Source organism: Streptomyces sp. NPDC087270 (genome assembly GCF_044744625.1).
In the GTDB taxonomy this organism is placed as follows: Bacteria; Actinomycetota; Actinomycetes; order Streptomycetales; family Streptomycetaceae; genus Actinacidiphila.
In genome coordinates, this window is record NZ_JBIUYR010000002.1 from 724,776 (window position 1) to 746,301 (window position 21,526).

The 21,526-nt window shown below is 73.2% G+C and carries 8 protein-coding genes and 1 pseudogene; 5 read left to right on the top strand and 4 right to left on the bottom strand.

Features of this window, described 5'->3' with window-relative positions; translation table 11 throughout:
- Positions 1-145: 145 nt before the first annotated feature.
- The 3 genes and pseudogenes from prfB to ACIPAE_RS06615 all read right to left on the bottom strand — a co-directional run bounded on the left by prfB (position 146) and on the right by ACIPAE_RS06615 (position 5,833).
- The gene (gene prfB / locus ACIPAE_RS06605) at positions 146-1,264 is read right to left on the bottom strand and encodes a peptide chain release factor 2 (RefSeq protein ID WP_329369039.1); all 1,119 of its coding nucleotides are present in this window, start codon (positions 1,262-1,264) and stop codon (positions 146-148) included.
- Between the two features lie 1,110 nt (positions 1,265-2,374).
- Positions 2,375-3,700 (bottom strand): annotated as a pseudogene (locus ACIPAE_RS06610) (serine/threonine-protein kinase); the annotation flags it as partial.
- Positions 3,701-4,081: 381 nt separating this feature from the next.
- The gene (locus ACIPAE_RS06615) at positions 4,082-5,833 is read right to left on the bottom strand and encodes a serine/threonine-protein kinase (protein WP_402443262.1); all 1,752 of its coding nucleotides are present in this window, start codon (positions 5,831-5,833) and stop codon (positions 4,082-4,084) included.
- Between the two features lie 643 nt (positions 5,834-6,476).
- Between ACIPAE_RS06615 and ACIPAE_RS06620 the strand changes: the two genes are divergently transcribed.
- The 5 genes from ACIPAE_RS06620 (at position 6,477) to ACIPAE_RS06640 (ending at position 16,237) form a co-directional block, all read left to right on the top strand.
- The gene (locus ACIPAE_RS06620; RefSeq protein WP_402443264.1) at positions 6,477-9,866 is read left to right on the top strand and encodes an FtsK/SpoIIIE domain-containing protein; all 3,390 of its coding nucleotides are present in this window, start codon (positions 6,477-6,479) and stop codon (positions 9,864-9,866) included.
- Between the two features lie 361 nt (positions 9,867-10,227).
- On the top strand, positions 10,228-11,640 hold the full coding sequence (locus ACIPAE_RS06625; RefSeq protein WP_402443266.1) for an ABC transporter substrate-binding protein: 1,413 nt from the start codon (positions 10,228-10,230) through the stop codon (positions 11,638-11,640).
- 171 nt (positions 11,641-11,811) lie between these two features.
- Positions 11,812-13,092: a sugar ABC transporter permease gene (locus tag ACIPAE_RS06630; protein ID WP_329369032.1), complete on the top strand. Its 1,281-nt coding sequence runs from the start codon at positions 11,812-11,814 to the stop codon at positions 13,090-13,092.
- The gene (locus ACIPAE_RS06635; protein ID WP_402443268.1) at positions 13,089-14,063 is read left to right on the top strand and encodes a carbohydrate ABC transporter permease; all 975 of its coding nucleotides are present in this window, start codon (positions 13,089-13,091) and stop codon (positions 14,061-14,063) included. The genes ACIPAE_RS06630 and ACIPAE_RS06635 overlap by 4 nt, the downstream gene beginning before the upstream one ends.
- Before the next feature lie 194 nt (positions 14,064-14,257).
- Positions 14,258-16,237 carry a protein kinase gene (locus tag ACIPAE_RS06640; RefSeq protein ID WP_402443270.1) on the top strand — a complete coding sequence of 660 codons (1,980 nt, stop codon included), beginning with the start codon at positions 14,258-14,260 and terminating at the stop codon, positions 16,235-16,237.
- A gap of 131 nt (positions 16,238-16,368) precedes the next feature.
- On the opposite strand, the gene ACIPAE_RS06645 is transcribed toward ACIPAE_RS06640, so the two are convergent.
- Positions 16,369-21,339, bottom strand: coding sequence for an NAD-glutamate dehydrogenase (locus ACIPAE_RS06645; RefSeq protein WP_329369025.1), 4,971 nt, complete (start codon positions 21,337-21,339; stop codon positions 16,369-16,371).
- Between the last annotated feature and the right edge of the window lie 187 nt (positions 21,340-21,526).

The following is a 21,526-nucleotide window of genomic DNA, read 5'->3' on the forward strand; positions in this document are numbered from 1 at the left end:
ATGCGCATGCCGCGCAACACCCTTGCGACTTTGCCCAGCACCGTCAAGGTCGTTACGCACACCTTGGGCGAATTGCCCGCCTGTGCCCGTCAGTTCCGTACAGCACTGTGACACGGGAGACGCAACTGCCGTTGCCCGCAAGCCGTTACGCGTCGGCCTTCTCGCGGGACTTGCGCCAGCGGATGCCCGCCTCGATGAACCCGTCGATGTCGCCGTCGAGAACGCCCTGCGGGTTGCCGACCTCGTGCTCGGTGCGCAGGTCCTTCACCATCTGGTACGGGTGCAGGACGTACGAACGCATCTGGTTGCCCCAGGAGTTGCCGCCGTCGCTCTTGCCGAGCGAGTCCATCAGGGCCTGCTCCTCCTGGCGGCGCCGTTCGAGCAGCTTGGCCTGGAGGACGTTCATCGCGCTCGCCTTGTTCTGGATCTGCGAGCGCTCGTTCTGGCAGGAGACCACGATGCCGGTCGGCAGGTGGGTGATGCGGACCGCGGAGTCCGTGGTGTTGACGCCCTGGCCGCCGGGGCCGGACGCGCGGTAGACGTCGACGCGCAGTTCGGACTCGTCGATCTCGACGTGGTCGGACTGCTCGACGACGGGCAGCACCTCGACGCCGGCGAAGGAGGTCTGCCGGCGGCCCTGGTTGTCGAAGGGCGAGATGCGGACCATGCGGTGGGTGCCCTGCTCGACGGAGAGGGTGCCGTAGGCGTAGGGGACCTTGACGGTGAAGGTGGTCGACTTGATGCCGGCCTCCTCCGCGTACGACGTCTCGTAGACCTCGGTGGGGTAGCCGTGCCGCTCGGCCCAGCGCAGGTACATCCGCTGGAGCTGCTCGGCGAAGTCGGCCGCGTCGACACCGCCGGCCTCGGCGCGGATGTTGACCAGCGCCTCACGGGCGTCGTACTCGCCGGAGAGCAGGGTGCGGACCTCCATCTCGTCCAGCGCCTTGCGGACCTGCTCCATCTCGGACTCGGCCTCGGTGCGGGTGTCGGCGTCGTCCTCGGCCTCGGCGAGTTCGAAGAGCACCGCGAGGTCGTCGATCCGGCCGCGCAATGTCTCGACCTTGCGCAGCTCCGCCTGGAGGTGCGAGAGCCGGCTGGTGACCTTCTGCGCGTTCTCCGGGTCGTCCCAGAGCGAGGGCACCGCGGCCTGCTCCTCGAGCGCGGCGATGTCCCCCCGCATCCGGTCGAGGTCGAGCACGGCCTCGATCGACCCCATGGTGGAGGAGAGAGACTTCAGTTCTTCGGAAACGTCGACGATCGCCACGGGGTCCAGCCTACCGGCTGGTCGGGTGATGGGCGGTTTTCGGTCGCGGGGCGGTCATGCGGCGGCCGTCGCGCGGGACAGCCGGCCCTGGGCGGTCACCACGTAGAGGTCGAGCGTGTGGGCGGAGGCGCTCGCGCCGATCGGTCCGGAGGCGCCGTGCGGCAGCAGCAGATCACCGGCCGGCTCGGCGCCGCTCGCGCTCGCGGCGTTCGCCGCGTCGATCATGGCGGCGGCGGCGAACACGTAGAGGTGGCCGCCGGTGGCCAGCGCGTCCGGGCGCACGTCGCCCGTGAGGTGGGCGAGCACCTTGGCGGGCCGCCACGCGCCGTCGGAGAACGACAGCCGGAGCACCGCGCCGTCCGCCTTGCGTACGACGAACGCGTCCAGGGTGCCGCGGGCGGAGGAGACCAGCGCGGGCGCGTACGTGATCCGGCCGGCCGTCGGGACCAGCGCCCAGGCGTTCCAGCGGCCGTCGACCAGGGAGGCGGTGACGAGGTCGCCGCCGACCCGCCCGACCAGGTCGATCCGGCCGGGCGCGGAGGAGGCGGCCGCGGGCGCCGCGTCGAAGTGGGTGCGCTCGTCGACCTGGAGCCAGGGCTTCCAGTAGCCGCCGGTCAGGGTCCGGCGGTAGAGCAGGCCGTCGGTGCCGAGGGCGAACAGGTCGATCGACCCGGGCCCGGCGGACACCACGGCCGGGTCGGCGTCGACGCTTATACCGGTGAGCCTGTGCCAGGCGCCGTAGCCCGAGCCGTCCCGGACCACGTACCAGACGTTCTTGTCGGTGCCGCGGGCGAAGACGTACGTGTCGCCGCCGACGACGAGCGTGCGCGGGCCGCCGGTGAGCCGCACCCCGGCGGCGGGCGCGTCGCGGAAGGCGGACCACTTCGGCAGGTCGACCGGGGCGCCGGTGCGGCCCTGCGGGGAGTCGGCGCCCCCGGTGGGGGCGGCCGGGGTGCCGTGGCCGGCGTTGGCGCCGTGGGCCGTGTCGGAGCCGGAGCCTGAGTCGGTCGAGGGGCCCTTGTCGTCGCGGGAGGTGCCGCCTGGGCCCGGGTGGCCGCCGTGGTCGGGGGAGCCGGCCGAGGCGATGCCCCAGCCGCCGAGCCCGGCGACGGCGAGCGCGGCCGCGGCGGCTGCCGCGAGCTTGATCCGCCGCTGGCGCACGGCGTCGGAGACCGAGCGGTGCCGGGGGCTGGCCGGGCGGTCGGCCGCGGAGGCGCGACCGCGTCCCGCGCCGCTCCCGCCGCCGCCTCCCGCGCTGCCGGCCGGACCCGTCGCGGCGCCCGCGCCGTCGGCCTGGCCGGCCCGGCCCGGGCGCCCGGAGCGTGCGGCCTCGGCCCCGAAGCCCGCCAGCTCCTCGGCGGTGGGCAGCTTGATGCTGGTGTGGGTGTCGCGGCTGGAGTCCGGGGCGGCCCCGCGCACCAGCGGCACGGCGCCGCGCCTGCGGTCCCGCGCCGGGCGGCCCCCGGGGTCGTCGCCGGGCCGGCCCAGGCCCTGGTCGGGGTCGGCGCCGAAGCCGGCACTGCCCACCGGCTCGTCCGCGTCGTCGTACACCCCGCCGGCCCGCTCCGGCTCGCCCTCCGCGCCGGGCGCGGCCACGTCCAGCGCCGGCAGCCCGGCCAGGTCCGGCAGCAACTCCCGCAGCCGCGCGCCCAGTTCGCTCGCCTTCAGCCGGGACGCGGGCGCCTTGGCCAGGCACTGCGCGAGGATCTGCCACAGCTCCTCGGGCACTCCGGGCAGCGGCTGCACGGTCTCGGTGACGTGCCGGCGCAGTACGGCGCCGGGGTGGCCGCCGCCGAACGGCGTGAAGCCGGCCAGCAGTTCGTAGAGCACGGTGGCCAGGGCGTAGATGTCGACGGACGCGCGCGGCGGCAGGCCCTCGATGATCTCGGGGGCGAGGTAGTCGGGGGTGCCGATGATCCGGGTCGCGCGGGTGCGGCGCGGGGTGTCCACGAGGCGGGCGATGCCGAAGTCGGTGAGCAGCGCGGGCGGCGCGCCGCCGGGGCCGGGGATCGCGGCCGAGTCGAGCAGCACGTTCTCGGGCTTGACGTCCCGGTGCACGACACCGCCCGCGTGGGCGGCGGCCAGGCCGTCGGCGACGTCGGAGGCGATCGCGACGGCCGCCTCGGGCAGCAGGCGGCGCTCGCGCTCCAGCCGGGAGCGCAGATCGGTGCCGCGCACCAGTTCCATCACCAGGGCGAGGTCGGTGCCGTCGACCACGAGGTCGCGGATGCCGACGATGTGCGGGTCGTCCAGCGACAGCAGCGCGGTGCGCTCCTGCACGAACCGGCCCACCAGGTCCTGGTCGGAGGCGAGGTCCTCGCGCAGCAGCTTGATGGCGACCGGGCCTTCGGGTCCCTCGCCGAGCCACACGGTGCCCGCCGAACCGCGCCCCAGCACCTGGTGGGCGGTGTACCGGCTGCCGATCTTCCTGGCCAAGGCTGCTCCGACTCCTCCGACGGTCCGCCGCGTTGCCGAGTGTCGGGGGCGTCGGGTGGGACCGGGACGCCGTGGGGCACCGCGTGATGGCTCGTGTTGGCGACAAAGCTACGCGGCTCGACGGCTGTTCGGGACGCCCCCGGCCGGTGAGGAGGTGTTCTGCCGGAGAAATCACCCTCTGGAAGTCGACAAATCCCCAACCCAGGAGGCGAATCGGGTGGATGCGGGCCGTCCCGAGGGTGCGGCGGGGCACCCTCGGGACGGGCAAGGTCGGGCCGGGATGGGCAGGGTGAGGCCGGGTCAGGCCGAGCCGAGCCGAGCCGGGACGGGGTGCGGCGGGACGGGTGCGGCGCGACGGGGTGCGGCGGGCTTCCGGAACGGTCAGTTGCTGCCGGAGCCGCCACCGGAGTCGCCGGTGATCGCGGAGATCTTGTCCCAGGCGGTGTTGACCCAACTCGACGTCGCGTCCCACAGGTTGCGGGTGCTGTTCACCCAGTCGGGCAGCGGCGTGGTGTACCAGACCACGACGAAGATGACCACGAGCACGAGGATCACCATCAGGCAGCCCTTCAGGCAGCCCAGGCCCGGGATCTTCATCGGGTTCGCGCTGCGCCGCGGCTCGCGTGGCTCGTGCCCCCGCGCGGGCGCCGCGGGCGCGGGCGGGCGCTGCGGTTCGTACCGCTGGGGCTCGTAGTTCTGCGGCGGCGGCTGGTAACGCTGCTGCTGAGGCTGGGGCCGCTGCTGCTGGGGCTGCTGCTGCGGGTAGCCGTACGGGCCGGCCTGTCCCGGGTTGCCCTGCTGGGGGTACGGCCGGGCGCCGTACTGCTGCGGGGGTTGCGACTGCTGCGGGGGCTGCTGCTGCGCCCTGCGCACCGGGCGGCGGTAGAGCGGGTCCATCTCCGGCGGGACCTGGCGGACCTCGGTCTGCTCGTTGCGGTGGCGGGCGGCGCTGAGCTGGGACTCCCACGGGTGCGGGCCCTGGGCCTGCGGCGGACCCTGCGCCTCGGAGGCGGGCAGGACACGGGTGCCGTCGGCGGCGCCGGCCGCACCCGCGGCGTCAGCGGCGTTCGCGGCATCGGCGGCGTCCACGGCCCCGCGGTAGCGGTCCGCGTCGAGCACTCCGGTCGTCGCGTTCGGGTCGTACGCCGAGCTGCCGGCCGGCAGCACCTGGGTGGGTTCGGCGTCGCCGAAGGCTCCGGCGGCCGCGGGGTCACCGGTGCCCGGCACCAGCGCCGGGTCGGCCTCGGGGCCGAGCAGCGCGCCCACGCCGAGTGCCGCCTCGGCCTGCGCCGGGCTGGCGTGCACCCCCACGCCCGCGGCGACCACCCGCAGCCCCCGCGCCAGGTTCTCCGCGCTGGGCCGCTGGTCGGGGTTCTTGCGCAGGCAGCGCTCGATCACGGTCCACAGCGGTTCCGGCACGTTGCCGGGGCGCTCGGCCTGGTCGGTCATGTGGGCGTGCAGCACCTCCAGCGCGGAGTCGCCGCGGAAGGGCGCACGCCCGGTGACCAGCTCGTACATCAGCACGCCGGCGCCGTACACGTCGACCGCCGAGGTCTGCGGGCGGCCCTGCGCGGACTCCGGGGCGACATAGGCCGGGGTGCCCACGAACTCCTGGGTACGGGTCACCCCCGGGGAGTCGGCCAGCCGGGCGATGCCGAAGTCGGTCAGCATCGGGTGCATCCGCTCGGCGCCGTCCTCGCCGGTGGTGGTGGCGAGCAGCACGTTGGCGGGCTTGAGGTCGCGGTGCACGATGCCGTCGGCGTGGCTGGCGGCGAGCGCGTCCGCGACGGCCGCGGTCAGCAGGGCGGTGCCGATCGGGCTGAACGGGCCGTTCTCCCGCAGGTAGCGGTGCAGGTCGGGGCCGTCGATCAGGTCCATGACCAGCGCGAGCAGGTCGCCCTCGACCACGAGGTCACGGACCCGGACGATGTGCGGGTGCCGCAGCCGCAGCAGGGCGGAGCGCTCGCGCAGGAAGCGCATCACCACGTCCGGGTCGCCGGCCAGTTCCTCCTTGAGCACCTTGACCGCGACCAGGGTGCCCTCGTCCTCGCGCACGCGGGCACGCCAGACGGTCCCGGTGGCGCCGCGTCCGAGCGGTTCCTCCAGAAGGTATTTGCTGCCTACCGGCCGCACGTCATGCGCTCCCTGCTGCGTGATGGTCTTTCCCGGTCCGGCCCAGCGTAGAGCCTGCCGCCGCCGGGTGCCGGATTCCCAGGTAGACGCTGCGCCGCGCCCCAACGGTTGCGCCCCCAGCTGTGGCTCACCACCACGAAAGACGCTCACCCCCCAGGGGCGCGTGGGGGTACCTCCCAGGCGAAGCTCTGGGGGAGAACTGCGCGACCAGCCACTCACCGGCCGATGGTCCGGCGCACCCACCGCAGGGGGCAGGGCCTGCGGCCCCAGCACGCCACAGCAAGCCGCGCCGTACCCCGAGCCCCCCGCTGTGGCTCACCATCGCGGAAAACGCTCACCCCCCAGGGGCGCGGGGAACTGCGCGACCAGCCACCCACCGGCCGATGGTCCGGCGCACCCACCGCAGGGGGCAGGGCCTGCGGCCCCCGGCCGCACCAACCGCACCCCGGGGAGCCAAGATCGTCGGGGCGGGGGCGAACTGTCACCGAGGGGTGGGAGGATGCAGGGGTCAAGTCACCGCGTACGCGCGTCCGTCGAGCCACTGCGCGCGTGACCGCGTAGGTGTACGTCGAGGTGCGGGCGCGGGCGGGGAGCATCTTCCCTGCGCGTACCCGGGCCACGGGGAGAAGGGACCGCGGACGAGATGCAGATCCGGCTGACCGTCCTCGGGCCGCGCGGCAGCGGCCGGGCAGCCCGCGGCTGTGACGTGCTCGTCACCGCTCCCGCGGGCACCGCGCTGAGCACCGTCGCGGGCGCCCTGGCCTCGGCGGCCGGCTCCGCCCAGCCCGGCGGCCGCTCCTCGGGCAGCTCCGTGGTGCTGTACGCGGGCACCGGCCGGCTCGCCCCCACCGCGGTCCTCGGCGTCCCGCCCCTCGTGGACGGCGCGCTGATCTCCCTGCACGCCCCTGCCGAGCAACAAGGCGACCACGGCCAGTACGGCCGCTTCGGGCAGTACGGCAGGCCGCCCGCCGACCTCGCCACGCTGCATGTGGTGGGCGGTCCCGACGCGGGCGGCGTGCACTTGCTCCAGGGCGGGCAGGCAGGTGTCGGCCGCTCCGCCGACGCGGACGTGCCGCTCGACGACCCCGACGTGTCACGGCTGCACTGCGAGATCGCGGTCGGCGCTGACGGCACAGTCACCGTCGCCGACCTCGGCTCGACCAACGGCACCACGCTGTCCGGCCGCCCGGTCGGCACCCACCCGCTGCCGTTCCCGCCCGGCGAACTGCTGCGGATCGGCGAGTCCACGCTCCGCCTCACCCGGGCCCGCCCGGCCGCTCCCCCGCCGCTGTCGACCGCCGTGGACAGCGAGGGGCACCTGCGGGTGGCGCCGCGCGGCGGGGACGGCGGGCCGGAGAGCGGCGCGGAGCCGGGGACCCGGGGTTCGGCCCGCGCCGGGCGGCCGACCGCAGGACCGGGGCCGTACGAAGAAGTCCGCGGCGACGGTCCGCACGGTGCTCCGACCGGTGCCGGCCGGGGGGCGCCGGACGGTGACGCCGTTCCCGGCGGCGCCGACGGCGACGGCCACGGGGGCTACGGCGGCTTCGCCGGTGACGGCGGCGCTGGCGGTCACAGTGACCACAGCGGCCACAGCGCCCACGACCGCGGCCCGGAGACTCTCGGGGGCGCGGCGTGGCCGCCCGCCGAGCCACCCGCCGTGGACAGCTCCCGGCGCGCCACCGGCGAGCGGAACCGCCGCGACCTCGACGAGCCCCCGCGCGCCGGGGTCGTCGGGGTCATAGGAGCGTGGGCCAGGCGGCTGGCCGGCGGTCGCCAGGCGCCCGACGACGCCGGGCCCGAGACGGCCGCGGACGACCCCGCCGCCGCGGAGGCACTGCGCGAGCGCTGGCCCGACCCGGCGGCGGTCCTGCTGACCGCGCTCGGCCCGGGCCGCCGGCTGTGGGAGCGCGCTCCCACCCACCCGGACGCGCTGACCGTACGCCTCGGCACCGCCGACCTCCCGGCGCCGGACGGCACCGGACTGCTGCGCGGCGCCCCGTACACCGTGGACCTGCGGGCCCCCGCCACCTCGGCGCTGACCCTGGCCGGTCCCCGGCCGCGGCTGGCCGGGCTGGCCAGGGCGGTGCTCGCGCAGTTGTGCGCGCTGCACTCCCCCGCCGTGCTGGAGGTGGTGCTGGTCAGCGCGGACCGCACCCGGGGCGCGGACGAGCGCACCGAGGAGTGGTCCTGGCTGAACTGGCTGCCGCACCTGCGGCCCGCGCACGGCCAGGACTGCCGGCTGCTGCTCGCCTTCGACCGCGACCAGGCCGAGGCCCGCACCTCCGAGCTGGTCCGGCGGCTGGAGTCCGGCCCGCTCGGGCCCGGGTGGGCGACCGCGCCGGAGTCCGCCGTCACCGCCGCCGCGGCCCGCCACGACGGCCCGTACACGCTTCTCGTCCTCGACGGCGACCCAGGTTCCGCGGCCCTGCGCGACGCCCTGACCCGCATATCGACGGCCGGACCGTCGGCCGGCATCCATGTGCTGTGCCTCGCCGAGACCGGTGAACGCCCCGCCGTCCAGGGCGGCGTGGTGGCCCACGTGTCGGGCGACGTGGCGACCACGCTGCGGTTGGAGGCGGCCCCGGGGACGTACGGCGCGGGGGCGGGTGCGGGCACGTACCCGGCGGCGCCGGTGGACGGCACGATAGTGCTGGACGCGGTGTCCGCGGTGTGGGCCGAGCACTTCGCGCGGGCGCTCGCACCGCTGCGGGAGGCCGACGCCGGATCGGTGGACGTACCGTCACGGCATGTGCTGCCGGCCACCGTTCGGCTGCTGGACGAACTCGACCTCGCGATCGCGACGCCCGCCCGGATCGCGGCGCGGTGGGGCGAGGCGCCCGGGACGGCCGGGGGTGCGGCCGCGGTGATCGGGGTGGGGGCGGGCGGCCGGGTGGCCGTCGACCTGGTGGCCGAGGGGCCGCACGCGATCGTCGGGGGCGCGCCCGGCGCGGGGAAGACGGAGCTGCTGCGTTCGCTGGTGGCCGCGCTGGCGGCGGCGGACCGGCCGGAGCGGCTGGCGTTGGTACTGGTGGACGGGGCCGGGGCGGAGCGCGGTGAGGGGTTGGCCTCCTGCGCCGACCTGCCGCACGTCTCCACGCATCTGGTGGCCACGGACCCGGTGCGGATGCGGGAGTTCGCGCAGGCGCTGAGCGCGGAGCTGAAGCGGCGGGCCGAGGTGCTCGGCGGCGAGGACTTCGCGGCGTGGCACAGCAGGGGCGCGATGACGGGGATGGTGCCGCATCAGGGCGGGCGCAGGGGAGGTCAGGGCTCGGCCGACTCCGCGACGGGTGCGGGGGGTTCGGCCGCCGGTTCGGCCGGTGCCGCAAGTTCGGCCGGTGCCGCGGGTTCGGCCCGTTCTCCTGGTTCCGCCGGCTCCGCCGGTTCCGCTTCGGTCGGCTCCGGGCCGGGTGCCGCCGCGCGGCCCGTGCCCGTACTCCCGCGCCTGGTCGTCGTCGTGGACGACTTCGACGCGCTCGTGGCGCCGGGCCTCGGCAGTCCCGGACGGCCGTCCGCGGGCAGCGTGGTACGGGCGCTGGAAGCGGTGGCGCGGGACGGCGAACGGCTCGGCGTGCACCTCTTCGCCGCGACCGGCCGCCCCGAACGCACCGCGGGCACCGACACCGACGAACGGGCCCGGCTGCGGATAGCGCTGCGGACCGCGGACCCGGAGTCGGCGGCCCTGCTGGTGCACGTCGAGGACCCGGCCGGGCTGGACGACGCCGTGCCCGGGCGCGGCTATCTACGGCGCCCCGGCGGCGCGGTGACGCCGTTCCAGGCCGCCCGGGTCAGCGCGCGCATCCCGCGTACCGCGACGCTGCGGCCGACCGTGGTGCCGCTGGAGTGGGAGCGGATGGGTGATCCGCCGGCGCGCCGCCAGGTCCGCGAACTCGGCAACGGGCCGACCGACTTGGCGCTGCTGGCCAGCGCGCTGCAACGCGCCGCCGAGACGCCGCCGGAGGAGCCCGCGCCGCGCGGCGCGCGCCAGGCGGCCGCCGCCACCGCGCCGGCCGCGCTGATCCAGCCGCGGATCTAGGGCGGGGAGGCGGCCGGGCCCGGAAGGCGGCGCGGCGCGGAAGGCAGCGCCGCAGGGGCGCGGCGCGGACACGGCGCCGTGCGGATCGGACACGGCGCGGCCGGGCGCGGCGCCGCAACTTCGGCCAAATCCCTTGCCAGGGCCCCGTTCCGGCGTTCGCCGAGGCCCGCGCCGACACGTTCACCGAGTGGTTCCGCACGGCTTTCCGCCCGGACCTGACGGTCCGTCCGTACCTGCCCCCGAAGGGTTTGATCCAAGATCACGGCATAGTCACAATGACCCCCGCAAGCCCGCGTAAGACCTTGCGAGCGCTGTCGCGACGGGCGTAGGACAGTCGCCACGGGACTGAGGGGATGACGACATGCGTACCTTAAAGCGCACACACACCAAGCACGCACGACGGAGCACTACGCGCATAGCGCTCGCCGCGGTGGCGGTGTCGGCGCTTGCGCTCACCACCGCGGCGTGCGGCGGGGGCAGCGGCAAGAAGGACGATGCCAAGAACACGTCGTCGGCGTCCTCCACGGGGAGCGGGAGCGACGGAAGCGAACTGAAACTGCCCGACCTGCACGGCCAGAAGCTCGAAGTCGCGGCCGTGTGGACCGGCCCCGAACAGAAGGCGTTCCAGAAGGTCCTGGACCAGTTCGACAAGCTCACCGGCGCGAAGTCCACCTTCGTACCGACCGGTGACAGCCAGTCGACCTTCCTCGGCACGAAGATCGAGGGCGGCCAGCCGCCGGACGTCGCGTTCCTCGCCCAGCCGGGCGTGCTGCACCAGTTCGCCGACAAGGGCTGGCTCAAACCGCTCGGCCCGGGCGCGCAGGCGCAGTTGAGCAAGAACTACTCCAAGGGCTGGCAGGACCTGGGCGCTTGGAAGGGCAAGCAGTACGGCGTCTACGCCAAGGTCGCCAACAAGTCGCTGATCTGGTACAACTCCAGCGCCTTCAGCAACGCGGGCGCGACCGTGCCGAAGACCTGGGCGGACTTCCTGAAGACCGCCGAGACCGTCTACGAGTCCGGCACCCCGGCGGTGTCGATCGGCGGCGCGGACGGCTGGACCCTCACCGACTGGTTCGAGAACATCTACCTCTCGCAGGCCGGTCCGGCGAAGTACGACGCGCTCACCGCGCACAAGATCAAGTGGACCGACCCGTCGGTGAAGACCGCGCTGACCACGCTCGCCCAGCTCTTCGGGAACAAGGACCTGGTCGCCGGCGGCACGTCCACCGCGCTCGCCAACGACTTCCCGAAGTCGGTCACCCAGGTGTTCAGCGGCAACCCGCCGAAGGCCGCCATGGTCTACGAGGCCGACTTCGTCGCGTCGTTCATCTCCGCCAACACCAAGGCGAAGGTCGGCACGGACGCGAAGGTGTTCCCGTTCCCGGCGGTCGGCAACGGCAAGGCGCCGGTGGTCAGCGGCGGCGACGTCGGTGTGGCGCTGAAGGACAACGCCGGCGCCCAGGCGCTGCTCACGTATGTGGCGTCCACCGACGCGGCCAAGATCTGGGCGTCCAGCGGCGGTTACCTCTCGCCGAACAAGGCGCTGCCGTTCTCGGCGTACCCGGACGCGACCGAACGCACCATCGCCCAGGCGCTGATCGGCTCCGGTGACGACTTCCGGTTCGACATGTCGGACCAGGCGCCGGCGGCCTTCGGCGGCACCAAGGGCCAGGGAGAGTGGAAGGACCTTCAGGTCTTCCTCGCCAAGCCGTCCGATGTGGCCGGCGTGCAGGCCAAGTTGGAGTCCGACGCGGCCAAGGCGTACGGGAGCTGAGGTCGGATGACTGACGCCTCTGTTCCAGGGGCGGGCGGTCCGGTCGGAGCGGGTGGCGGCATCTCCGGTGCCGTCCCCGTTCCGGCTGGTCCGGGTCCCGTCGGGGGGTCCGCCACGGACTCCGTCGAGGGGCCCGGCTCCGGCCGGCGCCCCGGCAAGCGCCGCAGTGTCATGGGCACCCGCCCGTGGATCGCCGCGCTCTTCCTGCTGCCCGCGCTGGTCCTGCTGGGCGCGCTGGTGGCGTATCCGATCGGCTACACCGTCTACCGCAGCCTCTTCAACGCCAACGGCGACTCGTTCGTCGGGCTGAAGAACTTCGGCACGGTCTTCACCGACCACGGCATCCTCACCGCGGTCCGCAACAACGCGATCTGGGTGGTGGTGGCGCCCACCGTGGCGACCGCGCTCGGCCTGGTCTTCGCGGTGCTCACCGAACGGGTGCGCTGGGGAACGGCCTTCAAGCTGATCATCTTCATGCCGATGGCCATCTCGATGCTGGCCGCGGGCATCATCTTCCGGCTGGTGTACGAGCAGGACCCCTCGCGCGGCGTGGCGAACGCCGTGGTGGTGGCCGTGCACGACACGTTCACCAGCAACTCCGCCTACCCGGGGGCGCGTCCGCGGCCGGACAGCGACCTGAAGCCGACCGCCGGCGGGTCGTTCACCTCCACATCGACCGCGAGCATCGGCACGTCGGCGGACCTGCCGCTGGTCGGCATCCCGCCGACCGAGCTGCCGTCCAACGCGAAGCAGGCCAAGCCGGCTCCGGCGAAGCCGGGTTCGGTGACCGGCACGGTGTGGCTGGACTTCCGGCCCGGCGGCACCGGCAAGCCCAATGTGATCGACCCGGGCGAGAAGGCGCTGTCCGGGGTGAAGGTGGAGGCGGTCAAGGACGGCAAGGTGATCGCCTCGGCCAAGTCCGGCAAGGACGGCACCTACGCGCTGCCGGCGAAGGCGGCCGGTGCCCAACTGCGGCTGCCCGCCTCGAACTTCTCCGGCAAGTACAACGGCATCAACTGGCTCGGCCCGGATCTGGTCACCCCCTCGATCATCGGCTCCTATGTGTGGATGTGGGCCGGTTTCGCGATGGTGCTGATCGCTGCGGGGCTCGCCGGGGTGCCACGCGAACTGCTGGAGCAGGCCCGGGTGGACGGCGCCGGCGAGTGGCAGGTCTTCCGCCGGATCACCGTGCCGCTGCTGGCCCCGGTGCTGGTGGTGGTGATGGTGACGCTGATGATCAACGTGCTGAAGATCTTCGACCTCGTCTACATCATCGCGCCCGGCAACACCCAGTCCAACGCCAACGTGCTCGCCCTCCAGCTCTATCTGTCGTCCTTCGGCGGCGGCAACGACCTGGGCGTGGGCAGCGCGATCGGCGTGATCCTGCTGCTGCTGGTGCTGCCCGTCATGATCTTCAACATCCGGCGGCTGCGCAGGGAGGGACGGCGATGAGCGCGGATGCGACGGATGAGGGCGCGATCGCGGGAGCGGGTACGGGTACGGGTACGGGTGCGGCCGTGACGGGCGCTCCGGGCGCGGCGGCTCCGAGCACGGCGGCTTCGGGTGCCGGCCGGCGCGGGATCGGGGCGCGGCTGGCCGGCGCCGCGAGTGGCGGGCTGCTCCGGCTGGTCCTGCTGGTGGTGGCGCTGTTCTGGCTGATGCCCACGATCGGGCTGCTGCTGTCCAGCCTGCGCAGCCGGCAGGACATCGCGGCCACCGGCTGGTGGAAGGTCTTCACCTCGCCGACCCAGCTCACGGTCACCAACTACCGTTCCCTGCTGGACAACCACGCGATCACCAGTTCGCTGTGGAACACCGCGCTGATCACCGTCCCGGCCACCTTGCTGGTCGTGGTGATCGGGTCGCTGGCCGGCTACGCCTTCGCGTGGATGGAGTTCCCCGGCCGCGACTGGTGGTTCATCGGGGTGGTGGCGATGCTGGTGGTGCCGGTGCAGGTGGCGCTGGTCCCGGTGGCGAAGCTCTTCGGCAAGATCGGGATCTTCGGCGACATCTCCGGGGTGGTGCTCTTCCACACCGCCTTCGGGCTGCCGTTCGCGATCTTCCTGCTGCGGAACTTCTTCGCGGAGATCCCGCGCGAACTGCTGGAGGCCGCCCGGCTGGACGGCGCCGGCGAACTCCGGCTGTTCGCCCGGGTGATCATGCCGCTGGGCGGCCCGGCGATCGCCTCGCTCGGCATCTTCCAGTTCCTGTGGGTGTGGAACGACATGCTGGTCGCGCTGATCTTCGCGAACAGCGACTCGCAGCCGATCACGGTCGCCCTCCAGCAACAGGTACGGCAGTTCAGCGACAACATCGACATCCTGGCGCCCGGCGCCTTCCTGTCGATGGTGGTCCCGCTGGTCGTGTTCTTCGCGTTCCAGCGGCAGTTCGTCTCCGGCGTGATGGCGGGGGCGGTGAAGTAGCCCCAACCCGGCGCCCGTTCGCCCGCCCACCCGGCGGGAGAACGGGCGCCGTCATGTCCGCACGACTCCCGTTCCTCGCCGCCCGCGGCTTCGTACGTCACCGATGTGCCCCGAACCTGACCCGAGTTGACGACGTGGCCGATGCGGGAAGGGCGCCCTCGGTACCATCAGGCCGTTTCGACTATCCAAGGGGGGTGCCCGACATCGCCGGCCACGACGACGGACACATGTACGGCAACGGACCCGCGTACGGCGGGGCAGGCGCGTACGGCGGGGCAAGCGCGAGCGGCGGTACGGCCGGGCGCGGCGGGGAAAACCCGGACCAGGGCGGCCAGTTACGCCCGCTCGGCCCGCAGGACCCGCGCGAGCAGGCCGGCTACCGGCTCGTCGCCCGGATCGGCGAGGGCGGCATGGGAACCGTCTACCTCTCGCACACCCGCGGCGGGCAGCCGGTCGCGCTGAAGCTGATCCGGCGCGAGTACACCCGCGACGAGGAGTTCCGCCGCCGCTTCCAGCAGGAGGTACGCGCCGCCCGGCAGGTACAGGGCTACCACGTGGTCCCGGTCGTCGACCACGACACCACCGGCGACCAGCCATGGCTGGCCACCACGTTCGTGCCGGGGCTGCCGCTCAACGAGGCGCTGGCCCGGTACGGCGCCCTGCCGCTGCCGACCGTGCTCCAACTCGTCGGCTGCGCCGCGGAGGCGCTGCGCGCCGTGCACGCGGCCGGGATCATCCACCGCGACCTCAAGCCCAGCAACGTCCTGCTGGCCGCCGGCGGGCCGTGGGTGATCGACTTCGGCATCGCCAGGGCCGCCGACTCCACCCAGCTCACCCGCAGCGGCGGTCTCATCGGCACCCCGCAGTACATGTCCCCCGAGCACGCCAACGGGCTCGAACTCACCCCGGCCGCCGACCTGTTCTCGCTCGGCCTGATCGCCGCCGTCGCCGCCACCGGCCGCCACCCCTACGGCGACGCGGGCGCCATCACCCTCGCCACGAAGATCGCCAACACCTCCATACGACCGCCGGACCTGTCCGGTTACCCCGACGTGCTGCGGCCGGTGCTGACCCGCTGCCTCACCGCCGACCCCGCGGTGCGGCCCTCCCCCGCCGAACTGGCCGAACTGTGCGCCCACGCCGCCGGCCGCTCGCTGCGGGACTTCACCGACTGGCTGCCGCAGCCGGTCGCGGCCGAGATCGTACGGCGGGAGGCCGCCGCCAAAAACCCGCCGCAGCCGGAACCCGTCTCCGGGCCGACCGTGCCGGACCCGCCGGCCTTCGCACCGCCCGGCTCCCAAGCCGGACAGCCCCCGGTCCCCCCGTTCGCGCCGCCCACCGGGTTCGGAGCGGGCCCGGGCGTGCCACCGAACCACCCGGGAGCCGGCGCACCCGGTTCCCCCGGTGCGGGCATCCCCGGCGCCGGGCAACCACCGGCCGGCTACGGCCCGCCGAACACCGACCCCGAGCCCGACACGCGGCAGGTCCCGACACCCGGCGGCCGTGCCCACAAGCTGCTGGTGATCGGCGGCGGCGCGCTCGCCCTGGTCCTCGCGGTCACCCTGACCTACGCCATCACCCGGTACACCAGCGACAACGGCCATTCCTCCGCCGGCCCGGACCACGCCACCTCGGCGCCGGCCACCCACTCCGGCGGCTCGCCGTCCACCGGCACGCCCAGCAGCCCCGCGACCGCACCGGCCACCAACACGGCCACCACCCCCGGCGGCGGCTCGGCCGGCGACGGCGGCTACCAGGTGATCTTCGCTGACCGCTCGCTGACGGTCCGCCCGCCCAACTCCATCGACCCCGGCCCCGACGTCGACCTCGACACCCCGCTGGTCGACCCGAAGCACAGCCTGTCCAGCAGCCAGGTCGAGCTCAACTACGGCGACGACTACCTGACCTTCGACACGCCCACGGGCAAGTCCGCGAGCGCGTCCCCCGTGGCCTGCCGGGAGGCCGCCGAGGCCAACCCGCTGCCGGGCCAGGTCCAGGCGAGCGACCTGGTCGGCGACGACCCGCTGATCAGGACCGGCGACCGGCTCTGCACGGTGACCACCTCCGGCCACCTCGCCATGTGGCTGATCACCGGCACCACCCCGAGCGAGAACTACTACAAGACGCCCGTCTATACCGGCAAGCTCACCTTGTGGAAGATGCCGAGCCCGTAAGGCCGCGGGGCGGGAGCGGGGGCAGGGCGAGCGCGGGTCAGAGGCGGAGGCGGGTCAGAGGCGGAGGCGGGTCAGAGGCGGGGGCGGGCGCCAGATGTCGGGTGCCCGCCCCCTCGAACCTCAGTCGGACCTCAGTGGTGCGTGCGCAGCAGCGTACGGAAGGTCCGCATCGCCACCGACAGGCTCGCCAGGTCGAACTCCTCCGAACCCTGGATCTCCTCCAGCGTGGTCCTGGCCCGGGTGACCAGACCGGAGTTGCGCTCCTCCCACGCCTGGTAGCGCTCCTCCGGGGTGGCACCGGCCTCGCCCGCGCTGAGCACGTCGGCGGTGAGCGCCGCGTGCGCCGCGAACAGGTCCTCGCGGATCGCCGCCCGCGCCATCGACTGCCAGCGGTCGTCCCGCGGCAACTGGATGATCCGGTCCAGCAGTTGGGTGATCCCCAGCCGGTCGGCGAGGTCGAAGTAGATCTCGGCGACGTCCAGCGGCTCCTTGCCGGCCCGCCGCGCCACATCCACGATGTCCAGCGCCGGGAACACCGAGGAGAACCCGGCCACCCGCGTCGCCAGCTCGTCCGGCACCCCGGCGGCCGTCAACTCGTCGTGCAGCGTGCCGTACCACTCCAGATCCGCGCCGCACAGCAGCTTCGGCAGCCGCGACCACACCGCGGTGACGCCCTCACCGAAGAACTCGATGGTCTCGGCGATCTGGAGCGGCTGCATCCGGTTGTTGAGCAGCCAGCGGGTGCCGCGCTCCACCAGCCGCCGCGAGTGCAGCCTGATCCGGGTCTGCACATCGGCCGCGACCGTGTTGTCCAGCGCCTCGACCGCGTCCCAGATCGGGCCGAGGTCGAAGATCGCCCGGGCCGCGGTGTGCGCCCGCACGATCTCCTCGGTGGTCGCGCCGATCTCCTCCCGGAAACGGTGCAGGAAGGTGGTGCCGCCGGTGTTCACCGTGTCGTTGACCAGCACGGTGGTGACGATCTCGCGGTGCAGCGCGTGGTTGTCGATCTGCGTGGCGAAACGCTCCCTCAGCGCCACCGGGAAGTACGCGTGCAGCAGGGACCGCAGATACGGGTCGTCGGGCAGCTCGGTCTGGATCAGCTCGTCGGCCACGGTGATCTTGGCGTAGGCGAGGATGACGGCCATCTCCGGCTGGGTCAGGCCCACACCGGCCGCGGACCTCTCCCGGATCTGCCGGTCGGTGGGCAGGAACTCCAGCGCCCGGTCCAGCCGGCCGTCCCGCACCAGCCGCCGCATGAACCGCTGGTGCGCGTGGAGCAGGCTGCCGGCCTGCGCCATGCTGTTGGCCAGCGCCACGTTCTGCGCGTAGTTGTTGCGCAGCACCAGGTTGCCGACGTCGTGCGTCATCTCGGCGAGCAGCGCGTTGCGCTGCTTGACCGTCATGTCGCCCTCGGCGACGGTGCTGTTGAGCAGCACCTTGATGTTGACCTCGTGGTCGGAGGCGTCCACGCCGGCGCTGTTGTCGATCGCGTCGGTGTTGATCCGGCCGCCGGTGCCGTCGGGGCCGCCGGAACGGGCGAACTCGATCCGGCCGAGCTGGGTGAAGCCGAGGTTGCCGCCCTCACCGACCACCTTGACCCGCAGGTCGGTGCCGTCGATCCGGATCGCGTCGTTCGCCTTGTCGCCGACGTCCGCCTGCGTCTCGGTCGACGCCTTGACGTAGGTGCCGATGCCGCCGTTCCACAGCAGGTCGACCGGGGCTTTGAGGATCGCCTTCATCAGCTCGGCGGGGGTGAGCTTCGCCGCCTTCGACTCGATACCGAGCGCGGCGCGGACCGCCGCGCTGACCGGGATCGCCTTGGCCGTGCGCGGGTAGATGCCGCCGCCGGCCGAGATCAGCGAGGAGTCGTAGTCGGCCCAGGAGGAGCGCGGCAGTTCGAAGATCCGGCGCCGCTCGGCGTAGGAGGTGGCCGCGTCCGGGTTCGGGTCGAGGAAGATGTGCCGGTGGTCGAAGGCGGCCACCAGCCGGATGTGCTCCGACAGCAGCATGCCGTTGCCGAAGACGTCGCCGGACATGTCACCGATGCCGACGACGGTGAAGTCCTCTTCCTGCGTGTTGTGGCCGGTCTCCCGGAAGTGCCGTTTCACCGACTCCCAGGCGCCGGAGGAGGTGATGGCCATCTTCTTGTGGTCGTAGCCGACCGACCCGCCGGAGGCGAAGGCGTCGCCGAGCCAGAACCCGTAGGAGACGGCGACCTCGTTGGCGATGTCGGAGAAGGACGCGGTGCCCTTGTCCGCCGCCACCACCAGATACGTGTCGTCCTCGTCGTGCCGGACCACGTCCTGCGGCGGCACCACCTCGCCGCCGACCAGGTTGTCGGTGATGTCGAGCAGGCCGGAGATGAACGTCCGGTACGAGGCGATGCCCTCCGCCATCCACGCGTCACGGTCGACCGCCGGGTCGGGCAGCCGCTTGCCGACGAACCCGCCCTTCGCACCGACCGGCACGATCACGGTGTTCTTCACCATCTGGGCCTTGACCAGGCCCAGCACCTCGGTGCGGAAGTCCTCCCGGCGGTCGGACCAGCGCAGCCCGCCGCGGGCGACCTTCCCGAACCGCAGGTGCACGCCCTCGACCCGCGGGCTGTACACCCAGATCTCGTAGGCGGGGCGCGGCGCGGGCAGGTCGGGCACGGCCTGCGGGTCGAACTTGATCGACAGGTAGGAGTGCGGCTTGCCGTCCGCCGCGCGCTGGAAGTAGTTGGTGCGCAGCGTCGCCTTGATCAGGGTGAGGAAGGAACGCAGGATGCGGTCCTCGTCGAGGCTGGCGACCTGGTCGAGGGCTCCCTCCAGCTCCTCCAGGATGCCGTCGGTCAGTTCGCTGCCGGCCTTCTGGTGGTCGGGCGAGAGCCGGGCCTGGAAGAGGTTGACCAGCAGCCGGGTGGTGTGGACGTTCGTCCGGAGGGTGTCCTCCATGTAGTCCTGGCTGAAGGTCGAACCGGCCTGCCGCAGGTACTTCGCGTAGGCGCGCAGCACCATCGCCTGCCGCCAGTCCAGCCCGGCGCGCAGCACCAGCGAGTTGAAGCCGTCGTTCTCGGCCCGGTCGGTCCAGGTCGCGGCGAACGCCTCCTGGAACCGCTCGCGCGCGTCGTCGCCCAGATCGCCGAGCGCGGGGTCGAGGCGCAGCCCGAAGTCGTAGACCCACGCCCGCGAGTTGTCGACGCGGCGCAGCTCGTACGGGCGCTCGTCGACCACCTCGACGCCGAGCCGCTGCAGCACCGGGAGCACCGCGGACAGCGACACCGGGGCGCCGGTGCGGTAGATCTTGAAACGGCGCTCCTCGGGGGCGGCGGAGACCGGTTCGTAGAGCGAGAGGGTGAAGTCGTCCTCGCCCAGGCTCTCGATGTGCTGGAGGTCCGCGACGGCGACCCGCGGGGCGAAGTCGGCGCGGTACCCGTCGGGGAACGCGTCCGCGTAGCGGCGACCGAGTTCGGCGGCGCGCTCCTCGCCGCACTCGGCGTTGAGCGCCTCGGCGAAGCCGTCGGCCCAGGACCGGGCGGCGGCGGCGAGCCGGTTCTCGATCCGTTCGACATCGGAGTCGTTGAGCTCGGGGAGCCGGCTGCCGGGGTTGACGCGGATCACGAAGTGCAGCCGGGAGAGCACCGACTCGGTGTTCCAGGCGGTGAAGTCGACGCTGAGGCCGCCGAGTTCCTCCTGGAGGATGTGGGTCAGGCGCAGCCGCACCGCGGTGGTGTAGCGGTCCCGCGGCAGGTAGACCAGCGCGGAGTAGTACCGGCCGTACTCGTCCTGGCGCAGGTAGAGCCGGAGCTTGCGGCGCTCCTGGAGGTACAGCACGCTGGTGACGATGGAGCGCAGCTCGTCGACGCCGGTCTGGAACAGCTCGTCGCGCGGGTAGGTCTCCAGGATCTGGAGCAGGTCGCGGCCGTCGTGGCTGCCGGCCTGGTATCCGGAGCCTTCGAGGACCTCCTCGACCTTGCGGCGCACCACGGGCACCCGGCGCACGGACTCGGTGTAGGCGCTGGAGGAGAACAGCCCGAGGAAGCGCCGCTCGCCGATCACATTGCCCTCGGCGTCGAACTTCTTGACCCCGATGTAGTCCAGGTACGACGGGCGGTGCACCGTGGAGCGGCTGTTGGCCTTGGTGAGGATCAGCAGCCGGTGCTCGCGGGCCTTCTTGCGGGCGTCGGCGGGCAGCCGGCTGAAGGACGGCGAGGTGGGGTGGCCGGGGTGCCCGGGGTGGGTGCCGTCGTTGTGCGGGTGCTGCGGGTCGGAGCGCAGGATGCCCAGGCCGGTGCCGGGCACGGCGACGAGCACGTCCTCGCCCTCGGTGTCGCCCGCCCCGTCGGTGTCGGTGGTGAGTTCGTACTCGCGGTAGCCGAGGAAGGTGAAGTGGTCCTCGGCGAGCCAGCGCATCAGCTCCCGCGCCTCGCCGGTCTCCTGCTCGGGAAGCGGCGGCGGGGAGGCGGCCAGTTCGTCGGCGATGGTGAGCGCGGCCTGCCGCATCTTCGTCCAGTCCTCGACGGACTCGCGCACATCCGACAGCACGCGGCGCAGATCGGCGGTGATCTCCTTGATGTCGTCCCGATCGGTCTCCCGGTCGATCTCGACGTGAATCCAGGACTCCACCAGCACGTCGTGCGGCAGCGACTCGCCCTCGGCCGCCGAGGCGTATCCGATGACCTCGATCAGCTTGCCCGCGACATCGCGGCGGACGTGGAACTGCGGGTGGACGACCACGTGGATCGCCCGGTTGGCCTGGGTCAGCGCGTTGGTGACCGAGTCCACCAGGAAGGGCATGTCGTCGGTGACGACCTCGACCACGGTGTGGCTGCACTGCCAGCCGTTCTGCTCCACCGTGGGGGTGTGCACCCGGAGGTTGGCCGTGCCCTGCGGGCGGTTCTCCGCCAGGCGGTGGTGCGACATCGCGGCACCGTAGACGTCGACCGGGTCGCGGTCGATCAGGTCCTCGGGTGCGCTGTGCAGGTAGTAGCGCTGGAGAAACGCGGTCAGCGCCAGCGCGTCGAGCCCCTGGCCGGGGGGTCCCCCCGCCGGGCTGTTCTCACCTGCCAGAGCCGCCCGTTCGAGAAGCGCCGCCTTGGCTTCGTCCAGCTTGGTCTGCATGTCCTCTGACTCCTGTCGCGCGCCATTGCGTGACGTCGGTTGATGGCACGACGTACCGCGACGCGGGGTTTCCGCTACGGGACGACGCTATGCCGGAAAGGAGGCTCGTCGTGCCCGTCAGCACGCGATGCCCCCGGAGCACGGATCAACAGTGATCACGCCCGCCAGGCTATCGTCCCGGCCGGGG